22 protein-coding genes are annotated in these 21,791 nt (G+C 66.0%); 9 read left to right on the forward strand and 13 right to left on the reverse strand.

Annotated elements, in window-relative coordinates:
- Window positions 1–188 precede the first annotated feature (188 nt).
- The 5 genes from lexA (at window position 189) to ACR9ZJ_RS13205 (ending at window position 6,616) form a co-directional block, all read left to right on the forward strand.
- Window positions 189–815: a transcriptional repressor LexA gene (lexA, locus tag ACR9ZJ_RS13185; RefSeq protein ID WP_481280040.1), complete on the forward strand. Its 627-nt coding sequence runs from the start codon at window positions 189–191 to the stop codon at window positions 813–815.
- A 2-nt stretch (window positions 816–817) separates the two neighbouring features.
- Window positions 818–1,447, forward strand: a complete 630-nt coding sequence (gene imuA, locus ACR9ZJ_RS13190; protein WP_306850665.1) for a translesion DNA synthesis-associated protein ImuA — start codon at window positions 818–820, stop codon at window positions 1,445–1,447.
- A gap of 73 nt (window positions 1,448–1,520) precedes the next feature.
- Complete coding sequence (locus ACR9ZJ_RS13195; protein ID WP_481288009.1) at window positions 1,521–2,930, forward strand: Y-family DNA polymerase; 1,410 nt, start codon at window positions 1,521–1,523, stop codon at window positions 2,928–2,930.
- A gap of 13 nt (window positions 2,931–2,943) precedes the next feature.
- A complete protein-coding gene (locus tag ACR9ZJ_RS13200; protein ID WP_481288010.1) occupies window positions 2,944–6,090 on the forward strand; it encodes an error-prone DNA polymerase in 3,147 nt (1,048 codons plus the stop codon).
- A 229-nt stretch (window positions 6,091–6,319) separates the two neighbouring features.
- Window positions 6,320–6,616, forward strand: a complete 297-nt coding sequence (locus tag ACR9ZJ_RS13205; protein WP_481280037.1) for a hypothetical protein — start codon at window positions 6,320–6,322, stop codon at window positions 6,614–6,616.
- Window positions 6,617–6,689: 73 nt separating this feature from the next.
- Here the strand turns inward: ACR9ZJ_RS13205 and ACR9ZJ_RS13210 are convergent, their stop codons facing one another.
- From ACR9ZJ_RS13210 to ACR9ZJ_RS13225, 4 genes are all read right to left on the reverse strand, one after another.
- Window positions 6,690–6,914: an RNA-binding S4 domain-containing protein gene (locus ACR9ZJ_RS13210; RefSeq protein ID WP_481280036.1), complete on the reverse strand. Its 225-nt coding sequence runs from the start codon at window positions 6,912–6,914 to the stop codon at window positions 6,690–6,692.
- A 32-nt stretch (window positions 6,915–6,946) separates the two neighbouring features.
- Window positions 6,947–7,933 carry an MBL fold metallo-hydrolase gene (locus tag ACR9ZJ_RS13215; protein WP_481280035.1) on the reverse strand — a complete coding sequence of 329 codons (987 nt, stop codon included), beginning with the start codon at window positions 7,931–7,933 and terminating at the stop codon, window positions 6,947–6,949.
- A 65-nt stretch (window positions 7,934–7,998) separates the two neighbouring features.
- Window positions 7,999–8,415 (reverse strand): ketosteroid isomerase-related protein, encoded by a 417-nt coding sequence (locus tag ACR9ZJ_RS13220; protein ID WP_481280034.1) that lies wholly within the window; start codon window positions 8,413–8,415, stop codon window positions 7,999–8,001.
- An 8-nt stretch (window positions 8,416–8,423) separates the two neighbouring features.
- Window positions 8,424–9,536, reverse strand: a complete 1,113-nt coding sequence (locus ACR9ZJ_RS13225; RefSeq protein WP_481288011.1) for an S-(hydroxymethyl)glutathione dehydrogenase/class III alcohol dehydrogenase — start codon at window positions 9,534–9,536, stop codon at window positions 8,424–8,426.
- 528 nt (window positions 9,537–10,064) lie between these two features.
- Here ACR9ZJ_RS13225 and ACR9ZJ_RS13230 point away from each other — a divergent pair.
- On the forward strand, window positions 10,065–10,226 hold the full coding sequence (locus ACR9ZJ_RS13230) for a hypothetical protein (protein WP_481280032.1): 162 nt from the start codon (window positions 10,065–10,067) through the stop codon (window positions 10,224–10,226).
- A 78-nt stretch (window positions 10,227–10,304) separates the two neighbouring features.
- Here the strand turns inward: ACR9ZJ_RS13230 and ACR9ZJ_RS13235 are convergent, their stop codons facing one another.
- Window positions 10,305–10,886 (reverse strand): DNA-binding protein, encoded by a 582-nt coding sequence (locus tag ACR9ZJ_RS13235; RefSeq protein WP_481288012.1) that lies wholly within the window; start codon window positions 10,884–10,886, stop codon window positions 10,305–10,307.
- 107 nt (window positions 10,887–10,993) lie between these two features.
- A complete protein-coding gene (locus ACR9ZJ_RS13240) occupies window positions 10,994–12,313 on the reverse strand; it encodes an Nramp family divalent metal transporter (RefSeq protein ID WP_481288013.1) in 1,320 nt (439 codons plus the stop codon).
- 123 nt (window positions 12,314–12,436) lie between these two features.
- On the opposite strand from ACR9ZJ_RS13240, the gene ACR9ZJ_RS13245 reads away from it, so the two are divergent.
- Entirely contained in the window at window positions 12,437–12,622 is a 186-nt protein-coding gene (locus ACR9ZJ_RS13245; RefSeq protein WP_481280029.1) for a CsbD family protein, read from the forward strand.
- A gap of 40 nt (window positions 12,623–12,662) precedes the next feature.
- Here the strand turns inward: ACR9ZJ_RS13245 and ACR9ZJ_RS13250 are convergent, their stop codons facing one another.
- Complete coding sequence (locus tag ACR9ZJ_RS13250) at window positions 12,663–13,811, reverse strand: acyltransferase family protein (protein WP_481288014.1); 1,149 nt, start codon at window positions 13,809–13,811, stop codon at window positions 12,663–12,665.
- Window positions 13,812–13,957: 146 nt separating this feature from the next.
- On the opposite strand from ACR9ZJ_RS13250, the gene ACR9ZJ_RS13255 reads away from it, so the two are divergent.
- On the forward strand, window positions 13,958–15,973 hold the full coding sequence (locus tag ACR9ZJ_RS13255; RefSeq protein WP_481288015.1) for a hybrid sensor histidine kinase/response regulator: 2,016 nt from the start codon (window positions 13,958–13,960) through the stop codon (window positions 15,971–15,973).
- A gap of 16 nt (window positions 15,974–15,989) precedes the next feature.
- Here the strand turns inward: ACR9ZJ_RS13255 and ACR9ZJ_RS13260 are convergent, their stop codons facing one another.
- Complete coding sequence (locus tag ACR9ZJ_RS13260; RefSeq protein ID WP_481288016.1) at window positions 15,990–16,190, reverse strand: hypothetical protein; 201 nt, start codon at window positions 16,188–16,190, stop codon at window positions 15,990–15,992.
- Window positions 16,191–16,383: 193 nt separating this feature from the next.
- Here ACR9ZJ_RS13260 and ACR9ZJ_RS13265 point away from each other — a divergent pair, with 193 nt between their 5' ends.
- Window positions 16,384–17,094 (forward strand): Crp/Fnr family transcriptional regulator, encoded by a 711-nt coding sequence (locus ACR9ZJ_RS13265; protein ID WP_481280025.1) that lies wholly within the window; start codon window positions 16,384–16,386, stop codon window positions 17,092–17,094.
- Between the two features lie 8 nt (window positions 17,095–17,102).
- Here the strand turns inward: ACR9ZJ_RS13265 and ACR9ZJ_RS13270 are convergent, their stop codons facing one another.
- The 5 genes from ACR9ZJ_RS13270 to ACR9ZJ_RS13290 all read right to left on the reverse strand — a co-directional run.
- On the reverse strand, window positions 17,103–19,958 hold the full coding sequence (locus ACR9ZJ_RS13270; RefSeq protein WP_481288017.1) for a TonB-dependent receptor plug domain-containing protein: 2,856 nt from the start codon (window positions 19,956–19,958) through the stop codon (window positions 17,103–17,105).
- Between the two features lie 195 nt (window positions 19,959–20,153).
- Window positions 20,154–20,390, reverse strand: a complete 237-nt coding sequence (locus ACR9ZJ_RS13275) for a hypothetical protein (protein WP_481280023.1) — start codon at window positions 20,388–20,390, stop codon at window positions 20,154–20,156.
- 64 nt (window positions 20,391–20,454) lie between these two features.
- Window positions 20,455–20,700 carry a DUF2188 domain-containing protein gene (locus ACR9ZJ_RS13280; protein WP_426284942.1) on the reverse strand — a complete coding sequence of 82 codons (246 nt, stop codon included), beginning with the start codon at window positions 20,698–20,700 and terminating at the stop codon, window positions 20,455–20,457.
- A 158-nt stretch (window positions 20,701–20,858) separates the two neighbouring features.
- Entirely contained in the window at window positions 20,859–21,554 is a 696-nt protein-coding gene (locus ACR9ZJ_RS13285; RefSeq protein WP_481280021.1) for an NADPH-dependent F420 reductase, read from the reverse strand.
- A gap of 36 nt (window positions 21,555–21,590) precedes the next feature.
- Window positions 21,591–21,791: hypothetical protein (locus tag ACR9ZJ_RS13290; RefSeq protein ID WP_481288018.1), on the reverse strand; the 201-nt coding region annotated here is incomplete at its 5' end.

A 21,791-nucleotide genomic window follows, 5' to 3' on the forward strand; every position in this document is an offset into this window, starting at 1 on the left:
CCCCCGCCCCCCCCCCCCCCCCCCCCCCATGGGCTCTGCCCCGCACACCCCAACCGCGAGGGCGAAGCCGAGCCGTGCATGCAACCGGCCCGCCGCCGCGGGATCGCCGGCAGGGTCGGCTCCCACCCAGAAGGCGCCATACGATTTTCCCCTTGCGCCGCTCCGTCGACATCTGTACAAATGTACGCATGTCGACACCTACCCTTACCGAGCGCCAGCAAAAGACCCTCGCCTTCCTGCAGGAATACCTGCAGGCGCAAGGCCTGCCGCCGACGCTGCGGGAGATCGCCGATGCCCTCGGCTTCTCCAGCCATAGCTCCGCCCAGGCATGCGTGGAGTCCCTCGTACGCAAGGGCGTGCTGGAGCGCTCGCCACAACATCGGGGGCTGCGCCTCCCGGCCGGCAACGCCGCGCTGATGCGCATGGCCGCCGCGAACGACCTGCCGCTGGTCGGCCGGGTCGCCGCCGGTTCGCCGATCCTCGCCGAGGAAAACATCGAGGCGCAACTGGAAGTCGACCCCGCCTTGTTCCGGCCACGCGCCGACTACCTCCTGCGCGTCGTCGGCATGAGCATGCGCGATGTCGGCATCCTCGATGGCGACCTCCTGGCCGTGCACAAGACGGCCACCGCCAGCGACGGCCAGATCGTCGTGGCCCGCCTCGACGACGAAGTCACCGTGAAGCGGTTGAAGCATGAACGCGACCGTCTCCTGTTATTGCCAGAAAACCCCGACTTCGCGCCGATCGAAGTCGACCCTCGTCGCCACGCGTTCGCCATCGAAGGGCGTTACGTCGGCATCATCCGCAGGACCTGATCATGAACGCCATCGCCACTCCGACCCTCGCCCAGGTGCTCGACCATCCCGGTATCTGGCGCCGATCCGCCGACCGCCAGCCGCGCGTGCGCGCCCTGTCCACGGGCTGGACCTCGCTGGATGCCAAGCTCCCGGGTGGGGGCTGGCCGCAAGGCGCGCTCAGCGAGATCCTGTTCGAACACGATGGCCTCGGTGAACTGGACCTGGTGATGCCTGCCCTGGCGGCACTCACCCAGGAACACCGCCGGGTGATCTTCGTCGCTCCGCCTTACCTGCCCTATGCACCCGCTCTCGCCGCCGCGGGCGTGGACTTGCGTTTCCTGCACGAGATCCAGGCCGGCAGCACCGAAGCCGCCTGGAGCATGGAACAGTGCCTGCGTTCGGGTTGCTGTGGCGCCGTGGTCGGCTGGTTGCCGGATATCGATTACCGCAGCCTGCGGCGCTTGCAGCTGGCCGCCGAAAGCGGCGACGCCTGCGCCATGATCTTCCGTCCCGCCGCACATGCCGCTCAGAACAGCCCGGCCGCGCTGCGGCTCAAGGTCAGCAACAGCGACGAGGCCACCTACGTCGACGTGCTCAAGTCGCGTGGCCTGCTGACCACCACCGCTCCACTGCTGCGCATGCGGGCCTGATGGTTTCCCTCATGACGCCGCGTTTTCCACGCCGTCATGACGGACGCGCCATCGTCCCCTTTCCTACGCAGTCATGCTTTGGGCCTGTCTCCGCTTTCCCGGCCTGGCGTTCTCCGCCGCCTTCGCCGCGACACCGGAGGCAGGCCCCTCTGCCTTGCTCGACCATCGGGCCCGCCAACGCCTGATCGCCGCGGCTAACGCCGAAGCCAGCGCCTTCGGTGTCCGCCGTGGACAGAGTCTCGCCGCAGCCCGTGCCTTGTGTCCTTCGCTGGAAGTACGCCCGCGCGATCCCGATGCGGAAAGCCGCCTGCTCGCCGAACTGGCCGCCTGGTGCTACCAGTTCAGTGGTCACGTAAGCCTGGTGCCACCGCACGCGATCCTGATGGAAGTCGGCGCCAGCCTGCGCCTGTTCGATGGCTGGCCCGTGCTGGCCGAACGCTTGCGCAGCGGGCTCGCCGCGCAAGGACATAGGCATACGCTGGCGGCGACGCCGTTCGCCGCCGCTTCCTGGGTGTTCGCCGCCCATGCCGACGGCATGGTGCTGCCGGAACGCGAAGGCGTGCGGCGCATGCTGGGTGCCTTGCCGTTGAACCAGAGCGGGCTGCCCGTCGCCACGGTGACATCGCTGCATGCCATGGGCTTTCGCCGCCTCGAGGAAGTTTTCCGCCTGCCACGCCCGGAACTCACCCGGCGCATCGGCCGCGATGGCGTGAACTGGCTCGATCGCATCCGCGGGGAAGCCGCCGACGCCCTGCCCGCCTGGCAGCCACCAGCCAACTTCCGCCAGAAGATCGAGTTCGACGGCGAACTGGATGGCAGCCAGCCATTGCTGTTTCCCCTGCGCCGCCTCACCCGCGCACTGGCGAACCTGCTGGCCGCCCGCGACGGAGGTGTACAGCGTTTCACCCTCACCCTCGACCATGCACGCGGCGAATCCACCCGTGTCGTGGTCGCCATGGCCGCGCCGCAACGCGATGCCGATCGCCTGTTCGAACTGGCCCGTACACGGTTGGAGCGCGCCACGTTGCCAGCCCCGGCGCGCGCGATCGGACTGGATGCCGAGGAATTGCCGGTGTTCCGGCCACCGCTGCGCGACCTGTTCGAGCCGGTTCGCGGCGACGGCCTCGACTGGCCCATGCTCGACGAACGCCTGCGTGCACGCCTTGGCGAGGCGGCACTGCGCCAGATCGCGCTGGTGGCCGACCATCGTCCCGAACGTGCCTCGCGTTACGGCACCCCCGGCGCCACGGTCTCGCTGCCGCGCCGGCGCCGGCCGCTCTGGTTGCTGCCGCGGCCGATGCCGATGCGCCCCGACCCGGCGGCCGTCCTCGCCGGCCCCGAGCGCATCGAAAGCGGCTGGTGGGATGGCGACGACGCACGGCGCGATTACTACATCGTGCGCACCGTGCACGGGCAGCAAGCCTGGGCCTACCTGCCCCCCGGCACCCTCGATGGCTGGATGCTGCACGGCTGGTTCGCCTGACTCCTTCTTCGCCATGAAGATCGACACATCCCACCTGACACCCGCCAACGACGAGGACACCGCCGTCCCCGCCTATGCCGAACTGCACGCGCTCAGCGACTTCAGTTTCCAGCGTGGCGCATCCAGTGCGCGCGAGTTGTTCGAGCGAGCGAGGAGCATCGGCTATACGGCGCTCGCCATCACCGACGAGTGCTCGCTGTCCGGCATCGTGCGCGGCCTGGAAGCGTCGCTGGAAACCGGCGTCCCCCTCATCGTCGGCAGCGAGTTCCGCCTCGCCGACGGCACCGTGATCGTCCTGCTCGTGGAGAACCAGGCGGGCTACGCCGAATTGTGCCGGATCATCACGCTCGGCCGCCGCCGTGCGGCGAAGGGACACTACGAGTTGAACCGTGCCGACTTCGAATCCCTCGGGCCGGGCCTCGGCGTGCTCTGGGCACCCGGCCCCCTCGCCGCCAACACGACGGCCACGCATGAAGATCGCGCGGCCTGGGTGTCGGCCCACTTCCATGGGCGTGCCTGGCTCGCCGTGGAACTGCACCGCGGCCAGCACGACGATGCCGAACTGGCGACCCTGCGCGAGATGGGCGAACGTCACGGCCTGCCCTGCGTCGCCGCGGGGGACGTCCACATGCACCGTCGCCGCCGGCGCGCATTGCAGGACATCATGACCGCCATCAGGCTGAACAAACCCGTATCCGAAGCCGGGCACGACCTGTTCCCCAACGGCGAGCGCCACCTGCGCCGACGCGAGACGATCGCCCGCATCTACCCACGCGACATCATCGATGAAACCCTCGTCGTCGCCGCGCGCTGCAGCGGCTTCGACCTGCGTGACATCCACTATGTCTACCCGCGCGAGCTGGTTCCGGAAGGCTTCGATCCACCGGCCTACCTGCGCCGGCTCGCCTATGAAGGTGCCGCCACGCGCTGGCCCGAGGGTGTCGCGCCCTCGATCGCCGAGCGCATCGAGAAGGAACTCGAACTCATCGCCCGCATGAAATACGAGGCCTTCTTCCTCACCGTGCAGGACATCGTCCGCTTCGCGCGCTCGAAGAACATCCTCTGCCAGGGCCGTGGCTCGGCGGCCAATTCGGTGGTCTGCTTCTGCCTGGGCATCACCGAGGTGAATCCCGCGCAGATATCCACCCTGTTCGAGCGCTTCATTTCGATCGAGCGCGACGAGCCGCCCGACATCGACGTGGACTTCGAACACGAGCGACGCGAGGAAGTCCTGCAGTACGTGTTCAACAAGTATGGCCGTGACCGCGCCGCGCTCGCCGCCACGGTCATCAGCTACCGGCACAAGAGCGCCGCACGTGACGTGGGCCGGGCACTGGGCCTTTCCGAAGACCAGCTCGACCAGTTGAGCCGGGCCTATTCGCATGCGCATGGCGAGGTATCCATCGCCCGGCGCCTGAGCGAACGAGGCTTCGATGTCACCAGCCGTACCATCCGCCAGCTCATGGTGCTGGTGGAAGCACTCAACGGCATGCCCCGCCACCTGTCGCAGCACGTGGGCGGCTTCGTCATCTCCGACACACCGCTGCACCACCTCGTGCCGGTGGAGAACGCCGCGATGGACGATCGCACGATCATCCAGTGGGACAAGGACGACCTGGAAACCATGAAGTTGCTCAAGGTCGACTGCCTCGCCCTGGGCATGCTCACCTGCATGCGCAAGGCGATCGACCTGTTGCGCGAGCACGAAGGCATCGACTACCGCCGCATCGCCGACATTCCCATGGACGATGGCCCGACCTACACGATGATCCAGGAAGCGGACACGGTGGGCGTGTTCCAGATCGAATCACGCGCGCAGATGTCGATGCTGCCGCGCCTGTTGCCGAGGACATACTACGACCTGGTGATCCAGGTCGCGATCGTTCGCCCGGGGCCCATCCAGGGCGGCATGGTCCATCCCTTCCTGCAACGACGAAAGCTGCCCAAGGAGGACATCGTCTACGAACCGGGCGTGCGTGACGTGCTCGAACGCACGCTCGGTGTACCGATCTTCCAGGAGCAGGTGATGGCGCTCCTGCAAGTGGTGGCGGATTTCAAGGCCGGCGAATCGGACGAGTTGCGCCGTTCCATGGCGGCGTGGAAGCGCCGTGGCGGCCTGGAAAAATTCGAGCCGAAAATTCGCCGCAACATGGCGAAGAACAACTACTCCCCCGAGTTCACCCAGCAGATCATCGACCAGATCCAGGGCTTCGGCAGCTACGGCTTTCCCGAATCGCATGCGGCCGGTTTCGCCCTGATCGCCTACGCCTCGTCGTACCTGAAGTGCCACCACCCGGAAATCTTCACCTGCGCGCTGCTCAACAGCCAGCCGATGGGTTTCTACGCGCCCGCGCAGCTCGTCGCCGACGCACGCCGGCACGGCGTGGAAGTACGCCCGCCCGATGTCACCGCCAGTGACTGGGACTGCACGCTCGAATCCATCGAAAGGAAACCGGGCAAGCTCGCCTTGCGACTCGGCCTGCGCCTGATCAACGGGTTGTCCGCCGGGCTCGGCACACGCATCGCGGCCGCACGCGCGGAAGCGCCCCTGCGCGACCTGGCCGATCTTTCCCGCCGCGCCGGCCTGACCCGCTTCGAACGCGAACGCCTCGCCGATGCCGGCGCACTGCGCCTGCTCAGCGGACATCGCCACCGCGCGCGCTGGGAGAGTTCCGGCATCGAACGCAGCCTGCCCTTGATCGACACGGTGGCCGAGGCGCGCCCCACGCTGCGCCCACCCACGCTCGCGGAAAACGTTTTCGCCGACTACGCCACGCATGGCCTTTCACTCGCCGCGCATCCGTTGGGCCTCATTCGCAAGAACTTGCTGGCCCGGCGCGCGCGTCGGGCCTGCGACCTCGAGCGGGAGCGCCATGGCGCCTGGCTGCGCCACGCAGGCCTGGTGACCGTTCGCCAGCGGCCGCAGACCGCCAGCGGAATCACCTTCGTCACGCTCGAGGATGAAACCGGCCAGGTCAACGTGATCGTAAGGCCGAAGGTCGCCGAAGCGTGCCGGCAGGCCTTGCTCGATGCCGTGCTGCTGGCTGTCGACGGACAATGGCAATCGATCGACGGCGTACACCATCTCGTGGCGGGCCGGCTGCACGATTTCAGCGATCTGCTGCCGGCCATGGCCTCCGTGTCGCGCGACTTCCACTAAGTGATTCAACGCTCACATGGCACGACCCTTGCCGTCACTTAACCGTAGCTAATTTTCTCCTGAACGGTTCCCAGCGAATTGCTGCTTTGCAAGAGCAACATTCATCGAAAAAGGAATAGCGTCAGCAAACCCCGCACGGGCCGGTCTTAAGGTCTTACCGGGAGCGATGCTTTTTCGCGCCATGCATCGCGATGTTCCCCAGGCGCCACAAGTTCCAGGAGATTTCGTCATGCGCAACACGAAACTGATCCTCGCCATGCTGGCTGGTTGTATGACCGTGAGCGGCGCAGCCCTCGCACAAAGCGCCTCGCAGACGCCCTCGCCCACGCCGGCGTCGACGGCCGCCACGCCTACGCAGACGACCCACGACTCGATGAAGAAGACCGGCGACTCCATGAGCCAGGATTCGATGAGCCACGACTCGATGAAATCCGGCGCCAGCGATTCCATGAAGTCGACCCACAAGAAACACAAGAAGAGCGGCACCTCGACCGAACCGGCGAAGTCCTCCACGTCGGGCATGTGACCGAAAGCGCATGAACGAAAAAACCCGGCGCCGCGAGGCGCCGGGTTTTTTCATGTCCTGCGAACGCAGGGGCTCAATCGATCTCGGGAAGCACGCTGATCTCGTGATCGCCGATCGTCACGACCTGGCCGGCGCGGACCTTGTAGGTCTTGCGCAGTTCGACCTTGCCGTCGACCGTCACCAGGCCGTCGGCGACCATGTGCTTTCCTTCGCCGCCACTGGCGGCGATGCCGGTCAGCTTCAGCAGGAGGTTGAGCTCGACGTAATCGCCTTCGAGGCGGAATTCATGGAACGACATGGGGAGGCGGCTATGCGGCGGGAGGGCCGCCATTAGAGCGCAATTCGGCCGCCGATGTTGAGCAACATGAATTCATCCGTTCCCATCCCCGCCTCCGCCAGCGCCTCGCCCAGCAGGCGCGGTGGCTCGTCCAGTTGATCGTCGGCCAACTCGAACGCGCCCCAGTGGATCGCGATCGAGCGCTTGCAGCCGATCTCCCGGTGCAGGCGCAACGCCTCCGCCGGATCGACATGCTGGCCACGCATGAACCAGCGTGGCGCATATGCGCCGATCGGAATCGCGGCGAGGTCGATCGGGCCGGCGCGGCGCCCGATCTCGGCCAGCTTGTCCGAATAACCGGTGTCGCCCGCGAACCAGAAGCGGAAACCTTCCTGCGCCATCACCCAACCACCCCAGAGCGAACGGTTGCGGTCCCACAGTGTCCGTGCGCTCCAATGCCGGGCCGGTACGAAGGTGAACGTCGCGCCGCGCACCTCCGTGCTCGCCCACCAGTCCAGTTCGCGCACGTTGCCGATGCGCCCGCGGTCGAACCATGCCTTCAAGCCCAGCGGCACGAGGAACACCGCCTCGGGAAACCGTCGGGAAAGCGCTCGCACCGTGGCGGCATCGAGGTGGTCGTAGTGATTGTGCGAAATCAGCACGACATCGACCGATGGCAGCCCGGCGACATCCACGGGCGCCGGCGTCCGCCGGGCCGGCCCCGCGAACGATACGGGAGACGCGCGGTGACCGAGCACCGGATCGGTGAGCACGGTCAACCCGTGGTGACGGACGAGCACGCTCGCATGCCCCAGCCACCAGGCGGCATCGTCGGTACCCGCTAGGTCCGCGCGTTGCCACCAGCGGCGGGCGAACGCGTCATAACCCTCGGTGGGCGGCCGCGGCAGGCCCTGCTCCTTGCGCTCCTTGCGCCAGCGCTGCAGGCCACCCGGTTCGCGGGTATCGGGCTCGAGGTTGCGGAAGCCTTCCGGCGAATGATGCGCCTTGGAGCGGTCGTAATACGGATTGATCCAGGCCATGCGCAACCTTACGGGATAGACGGGTCGCAGCAGACCTGCGGCCCGCCTTCCGGCACTTCAAGGTGTCAGTCGACTTCCACCCTGCGCACCTGGGCCAGCCAGTCTTCCAGGTTGTAGTAGTTGCTGATCCGGCTGATGCGGCCCTGGGACACTTCGAAGAACGCGCCGCCCGGAAGGACATAACTCTGGCCCTGGGCCAGCGGCAGGCCTTCGTCCGTGGCCTTGTACACGCCATGGACCACGTATTCCGCGGCGGCACGCGTACCGGTCTCGTTGGCCATCACCACGATGTTCTTCAACTGCTCGCTGTAGCTCATGTTCATGCGCTGCAGGAAAGCGGCGAAGCGGTCACGGCCGGTCTCGCGTCCACCCTGGTTGATGTCGTGCACGACATGTTCGTCGAGCAGGGCCAGCATCGAGGCCCAGTCGCCGCGGTTGAAGGCGTCGTAATAGCGGCGGATCAGATCGATCGTTTCGTTCATCGAGGGACTCAATAGAGGATGACGGAGCGGATGGCCTTGCCCTCGTGCATGAGGTCGAAGGCGCGATTGATGTCTTCCAGTCCCATCGTATACGTGATCATCGGGTCGATCTTGATTTCGCCGCCCATGTAGCGATCCACGTAGCCGGGCAGCTGGCTGCGGCCCTTCACCCCACCGAAGGCCGAGCCACGCCACACGCGCCCGGTCACCAGCTGGAAGGGGCGCGTGCGGATCTCCTGGCCCGCGCCGGCGACGCCGATGATGATCGATTCGCCCCAGCCCTTGTGGCAGCACTCCAGCGCGGCACGCATCACGTCGACGTTGCCGATGCACTCGAACGAATAGTCGACGCCGCCGTCGGTAAGGTCGACGATCACCTGCTGGATCGGCGTGCCCGGGTAGTCGCGCGGATTGATGAAGTCCGTGGCGCCGAGCATCTTCGCCATCTCGAACTTCGACGGGTTCGTGTCCACCACCACGATGCGGCTGGCCTTGGCCATGACCGCGCCCTGTACGACGGACAGGCCGATGCCGCCCATGCCGAACACGGCCACGGTGGAGCCCGGCTCCACCTTCGCGGTGTTGAGAACCGCTCCGATGCCGGTGGTGATGCCGCAGCCGAGGAGGCAGACCTTCTCCAGCGGGGCATCCTTGTTGATCTTCGCCAGGGAGATTTCCGGCAGGACGGTGTATTCGCTGAAGGTACTGGTGCCCATGTAGTGCAGCAGCGGCTTGCCGCCCAGCGAAAAGCGCGAGGTGCCGTCGGGCATCACGCCCTTGCCCTGGGTCACGCGGATCTTCTGGCAGAGGTTGGTCTTGCCCGAGCGGCAGAACTTGCACTCGCCACACTCCGGCGTATAGAGCGGGATGACGTGGTCGCCCGGCTTGAGCGAGGTCACGCCTTCGCCTACCTCCTCGACGATGCCGCCCCCTTCGTGGCCCAGGATCACCGGGAACGCGCCTTCGGGATCGTCGCCGGAAAGTGTGTACGCGTCCGTATGGCACACGCCGGTGGCGACGATGCGCACCAGCACCTCACCCGCTTTAGGGCCCTGGACGTCGATTTCTTCGATGGACAAGGGCTTCCCTGCTTCCCAGGCAACCGCGGCGCGAGACTTCATGATGGGCCTTCCTCTTACGATGACTGAACCGGCTTGCGACGCCGGGTGGACCGTGGATTCTAGCCACCCCGGACCCGATCCCGAAGCGGCATGGGGAACCGTTCAGCCCCACGGGTAGCGACGGGCGCCCCCTTGAGTTAAACTAGGGTTAACGGATACGTCCGGAACGGCGAACGAAAGGGCACGGTAAGGATTCCGATAGGCATGACTTATGGCCCCCATCGGAAATTTCTTTGAACCTTTTCCTTACACCGGATGTCCAAGGTTTTAATGCTTGGAAGGCCTTGTAAAGCCGCAAGCCGCCCATAGAAAGGGCCCGTAGGAAACTCGTTAGTTCAGAAATTCGAACCGCTGGGTGCGTGACGAAAGACTAACGAACCGATTGTTCACCAAACGAAACGGACCAATCGCCCGGCGCTTCTTCTTTGGATCGCCCCGGCAGCGTAAGGTCCACGCCACGCCAGAGACCGGCGGCGTCGGCGCCAGAGGATTGAAACATCCGGTCCTTAACGACTGGGAGACAAGACCATGAACGAACTGCGCAATGAATACGGCATCACGACCTTCGAATACGCTGCTGGCAACCGCGCCGCGGACGCCCACGGCGGTCTCGACCTCTTCGGTGGCGAGTTGGACGGTTATGACTGGCTGGGCGAAGTGGCCAGCCGCCTGAGTGGCGATTCGGTCTAACGCGATTCGCCCCGGCCGGGCCACGCTCCGTACTGCAAAACCATAGAGAAGGCCCGCCTCGTGGCGGGCCTTCGGCTGTCAGGACGCCTTGCGCGCCCTCGTTCGAGCGGCTTTCTTGGCCGCCGACTTCCTTCCCGCGGCACCCTTCGTATGCGCCGCCTTCTTGGCCGCCGCCGACCGGCTGGACGAGGTGCGCTTCGCGGCGCTCTTGCGGCCCTGGGCCGATAACGCACGCTTGGACGCGGCGGAATGCCCTTCACGCTTCAACGCCTTGGTCGTCGCACGCGAGCGCGTGGCCGATTTCTTCGCCGTCGCCTTCTTGGCCGTGGACTTCCGGGCCGACGTGCCTGCCGCGCGCTTGCGCGCCGTGGACTTCTTCGCCGCCGTGCCCGCGGAACGCTTCCGGGTGGCCGCACGCGAATCCTGCGCCGCCTTCTTCTTGGTGGCCTTGCTCGCCGTCTTCGACGGCTTGTTCTTCACGCCGGCCCGCCGTGCCTTGGACAAGCCGATGGCGATCGCCTGTTTGGCCGACCGGGCGCCGTGCTTGCCTTCGCGCACGTGCTCGATTTCCTCGTGCACGAATTCCCCGGCCTGGGTCGAGGGCGACTTTCCTTCGCGCTTGTCCTTCCGTGCCTTCGCGATAGTCTTTTTCTCAGGCATGACTTGGTCTCCTCCGGGGAGTGTGGGTCAGGGATCGAGAGGGGGCCGTCGGTGGCGTCGACAGCCGAGACTGCGCGACTACACGTGATGCATACGTATGTCCCGCGTCACGCGAGTCCCGACACCTGGGCCACGAGCCACGCGTTCGCGGCGGAGATCACGACGAAGAGGAACCACGCCGTGCAGGACACAAGGCGCGTGTTGACGAAGCCGCCCATCAAGGCTCGATCGTCGGTGAAACGGATCAGCGGATACATGGCGAAGGGCAGCTGGATGCTGAGCACGACCTGGCTCGCTACCAGCAAGGCACCGATGGCACGGTCTCCCATGGTCACCACGCCGATGAAGGCCGGGACGATCGCCAGCCCTCGCGTGACCAGCCGGCGCTGCCAGCAAGGAATCTTCAGTTGAAGGAAACCATCCATGATCACCTGCCCCGCGATGGTGCCGGTGAAGGTGGAACTCTGTCCCGAGGCGAACAGGCCGATGGCGAAAGCCACGGCGGCGACGGTGGTCCCCGCGATGGGAGCGAGCAGCTGGTAGGCGTCGCCGATGTCGGCGACGTCCGTGCGCCCGCTGGCATGGAACGCGGTCGCCGACACGATCAGGATCGCCGCGTTGATGAGCAAGGCCAGGCTCAACGAGCAGATGGTGTCCACGCGGGTCAGGCGTATCGCCGTGCGCTTGCCCTCCTCGCCTGAAACCGCCCGCGTCTGCACGATCGACGAATGCAGGTAGAGGTTGTGCGGCATGATCGTCGCGCCGAGGATGCCGATCGCCAGGTAGAGCGGCTCCTGCGCCGACACCGCATGCCACGAAGGCACGAATCCCGCCGCGACCTCGGCCCAGTTCGGCCCGAGCAGGAACAGTTGCACCACGAAGCAGATACCGATGGTGCCGACCAGCCCGAGGATGATCGACTCGATCCGGCGGAAGCCCCTGCCCTGCAAGCCGAGGACGATGAAGGTATCCAGCGCCGTCAAGGCGACGCCCACGGGCAACGAGACCCCGAACAGCAGCTTGAACGCCAGGGCGCTCCCGAGCACCTCGGCGAGGTCGCAGGAAACGATCGATATCTCCGCGAATACCCATTGGATGCGCCCGATGGCCTTCGGGTAGCGCTCGCTCGACAGCCGGGCGAGATCCTTCTGGGTGGCGATGCCCAGCCGCGCCGCCAGGCACTGCAACACGATGGCGGCGAGGCTGGAAAGCAGCACGACGAACAGCAGTCGATAGCCGAACCGCGACCCCGCTTCGATATCGGTGGCCCAGTTGCCCGGGTCCATGTATCCGACGGAAACCAGAAGCCCGGGGCCGGCGAAGCGCGCGGCCTTTTTCCACCAGGGCAGGTCGAAGGGAACGATGATGGACCCGGCGACTTCCGACGGGCAGAACGGCGCGGTGGCCGTCTTGGGCAAGGGAAACATGGGCCGCATCGTAACGGGATTCGCGGATGAAAACCGCCGCACGCCGGCTTCACGCGGTGCTAATCACGAAACGGCGTAAACCGGTGCCGCTGCGGACGACGCAGTGCAAGCGAGGAAACCGACGTGGACAAGAACCGTACCGAGGGCATGAAACACGAGGTCAAGGGTTCCATGAAGGAAGCCGTCGGCAAGATCACCGGCAACCCTGCGAAGGAAGCCGCGGGCCATATCGAGAAGAATGCAGGCAAGGTCCAGCGGGAGGCCGGCAAGGCTATCGATCGCGCACGCGACAACAACCGCCACCATTGATCCTGCCCCGCGGGGGCGCCCCGGCCCCCCCCGCAACGCCTCACGCCGGTTCGATGACGACTTCCCTGGCCTTGCGTGGCCGGAAGCGCGAGCGTAGCCAGCGATTGGCCGGCTCCGAAAAGCCCCGGGCGACAAACCAGCCCAGTGCCCACGAACCCATCACCGCCGGCGCGTACCAGATCCAGCCGTCCACCGTGTCCGTACCCGTGGCGCGCGCGCATCCCACCAGCGCAAACACGACGAACATGTGGGTGAGATAGATTTCGTAGCTCGCCCTTCCCATGGCGCGGAGCCAGCCGAAGCCCGGCCACGCCCGGCCGCCTTCCGGCGAGGCGAGCACGAGGCAGGCCGACGCGCCGACCAGCACGAGCATGTAGCCCTCATGGATCACCTTCCACAGCCAGCCGCCGGAAAACATGACCAGGGCGAGGCCCGCGAGGCCGGCCAGCGCGAGCACTGTCCGCCCCCGTGGACCCGCGACGGAGCGAGCAGGCCGCGCACCCACCGCCACTGCGGCGAGGACCCCGGCGGCGATCGCTCCCATGCCCGGCAGGTAGGCTTTCTCCTGCCAGATCTCGTTATCGACGATGGCGGCGCGGGTGAACGGCACCGATAGCACCAGCAACACGAGGACAGGCGCCAGCCAGCGGGTCCGGCCCAGCGACAGGCAGACCAGCGGGAACGCGAGGTAGAACACTTCTTCGATGGATAACGACCACAGCACGTCCCAGCCGCCCGGCAACCATCCGGTACGTCCTTCGTAGACATTGAGGGTGAAGGTCAGCGCCGAAAGAGTGGCACCCAGCGGCGACTGGCCCGGGCGGTCGATGGTGTAGTTCGGCATCTGTAGCGCGTGGCAGGCCAGCAGGATCGCGACGATGCCCAGCAGGCAAGGCGCGATGCGCGAGACACGGCGCACGTAGAAGGCCCGCCAGTCGATCTCGCGCAATGCGCCATCGCGTTCCAGCGCGTGCCGCGTGATCAGGAAGCCGGAGATGACGAAGAAAATGAAGACGGCTTCGTAACCGTTGTGGATCAGGCCCTTCAGGAGCGGAACCGGCAACCAGTTCGCCGCGTCCGTCTTGTGCAAGGGAAGGCGAAGGCCGAGGTGGTGTATCACCACCAGCAGGATGCTGGCGCCCCGCAGCGTGTCGATGCCCGGGCTGCGCGGTAGGCTCGCTGACGACATGGGGGCTTCCGTGGCTGGTCGCGGAAGCATACGCGACGCGGCGCCCACGGCGCACGTGTCATCAAGACATCGTCTTCGCGCCTCGTGCATTATTCCATGACGGTCATCGCTCCGAAGGACATTCCCATGCTCCGGCTTCGCCCGAGATGAACCGGCACGCCGATCCTTTCGCGTTCCTCCCCGTCGACTCGCCGACGGCCGGGGAAATCCGCGCCTTCGACTGGAGCGGTACGCCGTTGGGTTCCGTCGACCGCTGGCCGAACGCCCTGCGATCGATGCTCGCCACGATATTCGACACGCCGCAACCGATGTTCGTGTCCGCCGAGCCCGGCAAGATGTTCTTCTTCAACGATCCCTACCGCCCCATGCTGGGTGGACGCCTGGCCGGTGCGATCGGCCGCTCGTTCGAGACCTTGTGGAAGGACGTCTGGGACGATGTGTCCCCACATGTGGAACGGGCATTGGCCGGCGAAGGATCGATGCATCGCGACCTGCCCCTGCGCATGACCCGGCATGGCTATGACGAGGAAACATGGTGGACCTTCTCGTACGCGCCGCTGCGTGACGAGAACGGCGCCGTCATCGGCATGTACGCCGTCACCAACGAGACCACGCGTGGCGTTCGCTCCGCCCTCGCCTTGCGTGAACTGAACGCATCGCTGGAGCGGGAAATCGACGAGCGCACCCGCGAGCGCGACCAGATATGGGGCATCTCGCGCGACCTCTACGTGGTCATGGGCCGTGACGGCCATTACCGCAACGTCAATCCCGCGTGGGGCGTCGAACTGGGCTACGAGGTCAGCGACCTGGTCGGCCTGGGCTTCGAGGAACTCGTCCATCCGGACGACCTGGAACGTTCGCGCGACGCCGTCTCGCAACTGTTCGATGGAGACGTGGTGGAGGACCTGGAGGTACGCATGCGTACGCAGGACGGCGAATACCGCTGGTTCGCCTGGACCTGCGTACCGGACGGCGACATGGTCTACGGCATGGGCCGCGACATCCAGCGCCGGCGCGACATGGAGGACCAGTTGCGCCACGCGCAGAAACTGGAAGCGCTCGGTCGCCTCACGGGCGGCATCGCGCACGACTTCAACAACATCCTGGGCGGTATCGGCGGTGCCATCGAGGTGCTCACCGAACGTCTGGAGAACGGCCGGGTCGACGGAGCGCGACGCCTGCTCGATGCCGCGGGTGGCGCGGTGAAGCGGGCCGCGGGGCTCACCCACCGGCTGCTCGCCTACTCGCGCCAACAAGCCCTGTCCTTGTCGGACGTGGACGCCAACGCCATCGTGCGCGGACTCGACCTGCTCTTGCGTCCCCTGCTGGGCGAGCAAGTGGCCCTGGACCTGCACATGGAAGCGGGTCTCTGGCGCACGCTGTCCGACGCCAGCCAACTGGAAAGCGCCATCCTCAACCTCGCCATCAACGCGCGCGACGCGATGCCCGGTGGCGGCACGCTGAGGATCGCGACACGCAACGTCGAGCGAGCGGACATCGGCCAGGGCCTCGCCGACTACGTCGTCATCGCCGTATCCGATACCGGCACCGGCATGTCCCGGTCCGTGGTGGAAAAAGCCTTCGATCCATTCTTCACCACCAAGGCGATCGGCCAGGGCACCGGATTGGGCCTGTCGATGGTGGATGGATTCGCCCGGCAGACCGGCGGTCGCGCGATCATCGAATCGCAGCCGGGCCGGGGCAGCACCGTCAGCCTCTGGCTGCCACGCCATGTCGGCGACGCGGCGGCCTCGCACGCGCATATCGAACGTGGCGCGCGTCGCGGCGACGGCAGGCGTGTGCTGCTGGTGGAGGACGAACACATGCTGCGCGCCCTGTCGCGCGAGGTGCTCGAAGAAGCGGGGTATTCGGTGAGCGAGTGCGGCGAAGGCGACGAGGCGCTGCGTCAACTGCGCGCGGGCAATCCCATGGATATCCTCGTGACCGATGTCGGCCTGCCCGGCATGGACGGCAGGCAACTGGCGGTATCGGCGCGCGAGTTGCTGCCGGACCTGCCTGTCCTGTTCATCACCGGCTATGCGTGGGAGGCCTTCGCCGACGCGCCACGGCTACCCGAACGCAGCGCCATCCTCGGCAAGCCGTTTTCCCTTCACGCGCTGGCCGAAGCCGTGGCCGACCTGCTCGACGATACGCGCCCCTGACGGAGGCGGCGCGCCGTCAGGCCGGTTCGGTCTCGGCCACCACCGGATGCGACACGTCGTGAATCGCCGCGGCGCGCTGCATGGCCCTCAGGAAATCCGTGCCGTAGCGCATCACGAAGGGCGCCACGGTACCGGGCACGAAGCCATCGGGCAGGGCCGCCACAGCGGCGCCGGCATCTTCGGTGATCGGATTGAAAGGTGTGAATCGACTTGCCATGGCCTTGACGGCCCCCTGTTGACATTCCCCCAGGATGCGTAACTAAAGCAAAAATCCGGCCACGTCAATGGGGCACAGGACACCCGAGGGTGCATGCGGCATAAGCGCACATCCGTCTGACGGCGAAGGGAGCCGGCCCGCCGCGATCCTAGAATGGCCTTGCACGCACCAGGCAGAGAGAGCGAGGTTCCTCATGTACCAGGCTTGCGCACAGATCCAGCACGCCGCCCTCCCGGCCGCAACCCGGGCGGCCGTGCATTGCAGCGCCTCCTGCCGTCACGCCGGCGCATGCGAAGCGACCCGCGGCGGCGACGACAACCTGCTGGAGATGCGTGGCGTGGTGGAACGTGTCGGACCCTTCTTCGAAGGCGACCGTCTCGTCCAGCCCGAAGCGCCGCATCGCGCGGCGTTCGCCGTGCTGTCAGGCCTGGCCATGAGCGTCGGTGGCGGCCGCGTGCTCGCCTTCCACCTGCCCGGCGAATTGTTCGCCCTCGACGTCGCGCGCAGTCAAACCCATGGCGCGTCCGTGGTGGCCGTCGGCAAGACATGGTTCTGTCGTTTCCCCCGGGCCGCGACCGAAGCGCTATGCGAACACAACGAGGACATCGCCCGGCACCTGCGCATGTTGCGCAGGCGCGAGCGCGGAAAGACGCCCCATGCCGCGGAGGGTTCCGCCATCGAGCGCGTGCGCGCTTTCCTTGCCGACCTGCTCGAACGCCGGCGGCGTATCGAAGGGCCCTCGCCTTTCGTCCCCTTGCCGATGTCACGCGATGACATCGGTTCCTACCTGGGGATGAGCCCGGCGACCGTGACGCGGATGCTGGCGAAACTGCGTGCCGAAGGCGTGCTTGCCATCCGCGTCGACGGCGTCGACGTGCTCGACGAAGCGTCCCTGCTTCACTGACGAAGCCCTCATAGTTTCACCCGCACCCCCAGCGTGAAGAACCGGCCGATCACGCCGTTCTGCGCGTAGGTCGGGTTGTAGTTGAGCGCGGCGTAGTTCAGCGGATCGAACGGCGCCTTCTTGTCGAACACGTTCATGATCGAGCCGGTGATCGCCACCTTGTCGCTGATGTCGTAGCGCCCGGTCAGGTCGAAGTCCGTGAACGAGGACATGCGGCAATCGGCGGGGACGTTCGCACCCGTGTCCGTGTTGGTCGAGAAACATCCCGTGGTGATGTCGGGCGCGGTCAACTTGATCCCGCTCGTGTAGTACAGCGTGCCGGTGATGGTGGCCTTTCCGAACTGGACGCTGTTCGCCCAGGAACCCCGGTAGCGCGGCGTGCCCGCGCCGGATGACAACCCATAAGGACCGTGCGTGCCCACGAACTGCAACTTGCTCCCATCCTCGAGGGTCAACTGCCAGCTGATGATCCTGGTCAGGTTCAATTCGCTGGTGAAGCGCACGTTCTCGCTGAAGTCGTGTCCCGCCTTGAGGTTCAGGTCCAGGCCCTTGGTCTCGAGCGCGTTCTGGTTGACGTAAGGCGCGGCGACCACGAGTGGGCGTGGCAAGGCATCCGGCGCGGCGGGATCGGGCACATCCTGCACGATCGCCGACCCCGGCGGTAACGGCAGGCCCGCGTAATACGCATCCAGCACCGCGCTCGCGCTCTGCTGCGCGATCACGCCGGTTTTCTTGATCCGATAGTAGTCCAGCGACGCACTGAGGTCCGCCGTGGGCTGGTACAGGATGCCGAAGGTCCAGCTCTTCGAGCGCTCCGGCTTGATGTCCGGATTGGCCCGCGTGAGGAAGCCGAGGGCATAGGGCTGCACGTAACCGCTGTTGCCGTGCGCCGCCTGGAAATCCTCCGGTGGCGTATAGGTGGCGAATCCTTCCGCTTCGCTCGAACCGTTCTCGGCGAAACTCGGCGCGCGGAATCCCTTGGAGAAGGTGCCACGGAACGCCAGTTCCTCGATCGGCTTCCACTTGATGCCGATCTTTGGCGAAAAGTTGTTGCCGAAATCGGAATAGTGATCGTAGCGGCCCGACACGTCGACCTCCAGCGACTCGAGGAACGGCGCATCCAGTTCGGCATAGAGGCCCGAGACGGTGCGATCGCCTTTCACGTGGGCGATGCCCAGGCCTTGCGCGGCCAGGTTCGGGTTGAGGTCCGGATCGTCCTGTTCCTCGTGGCGCACATCGAGGCCCGCGGCGAGGCCCAACGAACCGCCGGCCAGGTCCATCAGCGGACGCGTCACGCGGAAATCGAATGACTGCAAGTCGCTGGTCGAGGTCTTCTTCAGCGGCGGCGATAGTGCGCCGAGGAACTCGCGCGAGTTCGCGCCGGGATCGATGAAGTTATACGTCCCGTTGGTCACCGCATCGATCAGTCTGTCGTAGTTGAGGAGGCCCGAGAGGCGCGTGTCCAGCGACGAATGGTTGAAGACCAGGGCGGTGTCGTAGCTCCAGTCGCCCCACGACCCGGTCAGGCCGCCGACGAGGCGCAGGTTGTGGTTGTCGTTCTCGCCGCTTGCCAGCGCGCTCGGGAACCCGTAGTTGATGAGCGCCGCCTTGCCTTCGGCGGCGAACGGGTTGTTCGGATTGAGCGAGCCGTCGGGCAGGGTCGCCGGCAAGGCGATCGAGTTCGTGTTGCGCGGCGTGCCCACCTGGATCTGCGCGGGCACCCCAGGGAAGGAAGTCTTCACCTCGTAGTAGCTGGCGGCGAGATAAGCCTTGCTCGTGTCGGACAGCTTGATGGTGAATCGTCCGTACAGGCCGCGGCGGTCCATCGTCGGCTGGATGGCGGTATAGCGCGCGAAGTTCTGCGCGCAGTAGCTCCCGGGATTCGCCGGGTCATCGGTGACCAGCGTGCCCCGCGATCCGCAGGGAACCAGCGGCTGTGCCACCGCATCCGGGTCCGGGACGCCCGATGTGACATCGCCCGGACGCGACAGCGTGCCAGGCGTCACCGTGCCATAGATCGATCCGGAGTTCTGCGAAGGCTGTCCTCCGATGAGGTTGTTGCCGCCACTGCGCCGGGTGTCGGCCGTGTTGTAGGGATATCCGCGCTGGCGAGTGAGTATCTCGTCGTCGTGTTGGTACTCGGCGCTGAAATACGCGTTCCAGCCATCCTTGTTGAGATCGCCGCCACCGAACAGCACCGTGGCACGCCGGGTCGTGCCGCCACCGTGTTGCGAGGTACCGACATCGGCGGTGAACTCGGTGCCCTGGTAGCCCGGCCGGAGGATGATGTTGACCACGCCGGCGATGGCGTCCGCGCCATATAACGACGATGCGCCGTCCTTCAGCACCTCGATGCGCTCGATGGCATTGGACGGGATGGTGTTGAGATCGACGAAGGAGCGCTGGCCATCATCGGCCAGGGGATAGTTCGCCGCGCGGCGGCCGTCTATCAGCACGAGGGTGGAGTTGACGGTCAGGCCACGCAGCGCCACGCCCGACGAGCCGGCGGCGAAGCCAGCGGTGAACGAGGCCGGTATCGAGCCACTATTGTCCGCCGACACGGCGCGGACCACATCGGATACCGTGGTGAGGCCGCTTTTCTGGATCTGCTCGGCCGTGATCGTCGTCACCGGCGAAGGCGTCTCCACGTCGATGCGGGGTAGCGCCGACCCGGTGACGGTGATGGCCTGAAGTTCCGTCGTCTGCTGTTCCTGCTGGTTCGCCGGGGTCGCGGTGGGCGTATCTTGCGTGGCCCGCGCGGGTGCGTCCTGCGCAGCCGTGGCGCCACAGGCGCATGCCAATGCGGTGGCGATGGACAAAGCGAGGCCGTGACGCCGAAGCGCCTTCTGGGATGTCGTTTTCATTGTGAGTCTCCGGAGCCTTAGGGGAGTGGGGCTGGGACTTGGCGGCTCCGGGAATGAGTTCGCAACGCGGCATTCACAGGGACGCAAGGAAAACTTACGCCGTGTAAACAAGGCGCACCATCGGCCATTCGGAATATGTTGCGATGGGCGAAAACGGCAAGCGGTGGCACGGGCTATGCACGCGCCACCATCGGTTCACTCGTCGCCGGGATCGAATCCCTCGCGTTCGCGCATGAGCTTGCGGGCGGCGGCGATGCCGAGTGTCAGGCCCTCCGCGCAGGCTTCTTCTTCGTGCTCATGCAAGGTCGTGCACAATTTCTCCTGCAACTCCTCACCGTCTTCGCTGATGACGTACTTGCCGCGCCAGCGGCCCGGCTTGGCCACGTAGCACGTGCCTTCCACGTCGAAGTAACCGATCTTTCGATGCGTCATGAGTGGGATGATCCTCCTTATCGCCCCCCATCGTAAGGATCGTGGATCAACACGACGTGCAGCGCTATTGCAGCCTGTCGACCGGACGCTTCGCGTTGGATTCGAATTCCCGCCAGATGCCGTCGGCGCCTTCCACCGAAACCAGTACCTGCAAGCCGTTCTGCGTGCCCAACAGCTTCGACTGCTGCACCGCATAGGCGATGGCGGCGATACGGGTCTCGAAGTTCTCGGTGGGCACGCCGTTCATCTGCACGTGCCACAGGCCCGCCATATCCGGATGGAACGGGATGTCGTAGATCACCAGGGCCATGGAGTAATGGGTAACCTCGCTAGGCGGAAGGCCGGCGGCCCCACGGTCCATGGGTGTCACGGCTGCATCGTCAGGTGCGCAAGATTATCCGTTCCCACATGCCCCCACAACGGAAGACCGCGTATGCCGTTCCTTCACGCGAAGGTCACGCCGGACGGCTAACGCGGCGTATCGAAATCGCCAGGACTGGCATCCGTCGCCCGCCATTCGGGCTGGCGTTCGCGCACCGCCGCGAGCAGCGCCCGCTGCACGCCTTCCAGGTCGCGATCGGTCGTATACACGGGTGAACCTGGCTGCTGGCGCCATGAATCGGCGAGCGTACCGGCATCGACGCCGTCGAAGCCGAGTTCCTCCACCAGTTTCAGGACCTTCGCCTTCGCGTTCGCATCGTCACCCGCTACCGGCAAGGCGATACGTCCCTCCGCCGTCGCCGGCTTGCCCCGCTTCAGGAGATGATCGGCGTAGATATTGTTGAACGCCTTGATGACCGGGCGGCCGAGCCTGTCCGATACCCATTGGCTTTCCGGTACGCCTTCCTCGATAGGATCGATGCGCCCGTCACGCTGCCGCGGATAGTAGTTGCCCGTATCGATCACCACGGTGTCGTCGGGGACGCCCGCGAACAGATCCGCTGGCAAGTCGGGGATCTTCGATTCGGGAATGGTGACGACCACGACCTCGCCGGCACGCGCCGCCTCGCGCGCGGTGACGGCCACCGCGCCCGTTTCGTTTTCGAGGGCGGTCAGCGTATGCGGTCCCCGGGAATTGGCGATGAACACCTCGTGCCCGAGTTCGCGAAAACGCCTCGCGAGGGTGCCGCCGATGTTGCCGGCCCCGATGATGCCAATCTTCATGGCTGTCTCCGCTTCGGCGAAAAAGGTCGATTCTCGTCATTCCGCGTGAATGCCGGGCGAGCGTTCGGTGAGCATGATGCGCTGGGGGAGGCCGGGGGAGCTGCCGGGCGCCACCCTCGGCGCGACGGTAGTCGCCGTCCCTTGGGCAAGGATGCCGCTGGCGCGGCCGTGTTTGATGGCTGGCGCCCCGGCGGGCTCGGACGGTCGGGCGGGGTTTCCGATTCGCCCTCCTGGCTC

It is taken from the genome of Luteibacter sp. KNZ12-1A (assembly GCF_056755675.1).

Bases quoted from the DNA above. Each gene is read 5' to 3' on its own strand.
- ACR9ZJ_RS13205 (WP_481280037.1), top strand. From the start codon at position 6,320: ATGCGCAACACGAAACTGATCCTCGCCATGCTGGCTGGTTGTATGACC.
- ACR9ZJ_RS13250 (WP_481288014.1), bottom strand. From the start codon at position 13,811: ATGTCGTCAGCGAGCCTACCGCGCAGCCCGGGCATCGACACGCTGCGG.
- ACR9ZJ_RS13200 (WP_481288010.1), top strand. From the start codon at position 2,944: ATGAAGATCGACACATCCCACCTGACACCCGCCAACGACGAGGACACC.
- ACR9ZJ_RS13255 (WP_481288015.1), top strand. From the start codon at position 13,958: ATGAACCGGCACGCCGATCCTTTCGCGTTCCTCCCCGTCGACTCGCCG.
- ACR9ZJ_RS13220 (WP_481280034.1), bottom strand. From the start codon at position 8,415: ATGAACGAAACGATCGATCTGATCCGCCGCTATTACGACGCCTTCAAC.
- ACR9ZJ_RS13210 (WP_481280036.1), bottom strand. From the start codon at position 6,914: ATGTCGTTCCATGAATTCCGCCTCGAAGGCGATTACGTCGAGCTCAAC.
- ACR9ZJ_RS13275 (WP_481280023.1), bottom strand. From the start codon at position 20,390: ATGACGCATCGAAAGATCGGTTACTTCGACGTGGAAGGCACGTGCTAC.
- ACR9ZJ_RS13195 (WP_481288009.1), top strand. From the start codon at position 1,521: ATGCTTTGGGCCTGTCTCCGCTTTCCCGGCCTGGCGTTCTCCGCCGCC.
- ACR9ZJ_RS13215 (WP_481280035.1), bottom strand. From the start codon at position 7,933: ATGGCCTGGATCAATCCGTATTACGACCGCTCCAAGGCGCATCATTCG.
- ACR9ZJ_RS13260 (WP_481288016.1), bottom strand. From the start codon at position 16,190: ATGGCAAGTCGATTCACACCTTTCAATCCGATCACCGAAGATGCCGGC.
- ACR9ZJ_RS13240 (WP_481288013.1), bottom strand. From the start codon at position 12,313: ATGTTTCCCTTGCCCAAGACGGCCACCGCGCCGTTCTGCCCGTCGGAA.
- ACR9ZJ_RS13280 (WP_426284942.1), bottom strand. From the start codon at position 20,700: ATGGCCCTGGTGATCTACGACATCCCGTTCCATCCGGATATGGCGGGC.
- lexA (WP_481280040.1), top strand. From the start codon at position 189: ATGTCGACACCTACCCTTACCGAGCGCCAGCAAAAGACCCTCGCCTTC.
- ACR9ZJ_RS13270 (WP_481288017.1), bottom strand. From the start codon at position 19,958: ATGAAAACGACATCCCAGAAGGCGCTTCGGCGTCACGGCCTCGCTTTG.
- imuA (WP_306850665.1), top strand. From the start codon at position 818: ATGAACGCCATCGCCACTCCGACCCTCGCCCAGGTGCTCGACCATCCC.
- ACR9ZJ_RS13265 (WP_481280025.1), top strand. From the start codon at position 16,384: ATGTACCAGGCTTGCGCACAGATCCAGCACGCCGCCCTCCCGGCCGCA.
- ACR9ZJ_RS13235 (WP_481288012.1), bottom strand. From the start codon at position 10,886: ATGCCTGAGAAAAAGACTATCGCGAAGGCACGGAAGGACAAGCGCGAA.
- ACR9ZJ_RS13225 (WP_481288011.1), bottom strand. From the start codon at position 9,536: ATGAAGTCTCGCGCCGCGGTTGCCTGGGAAGCAGGGAAGCCCTTGTCC.
- ACR9ZJ_RS13285 (WP_481280021.1), bottom strand. From the start codon at position 21,554: ATGAAGATTGGCATCATCGGGGCCGGCAACATCGGCGGCACCCTCGCG.
- ACR9ZJ_RS13230 (WP_481280032.1), top strand. From the start codon at position 10,065: ATGAACGAACTGCGCAATGAATACGGCATCACGACCTTCGAATACGCT.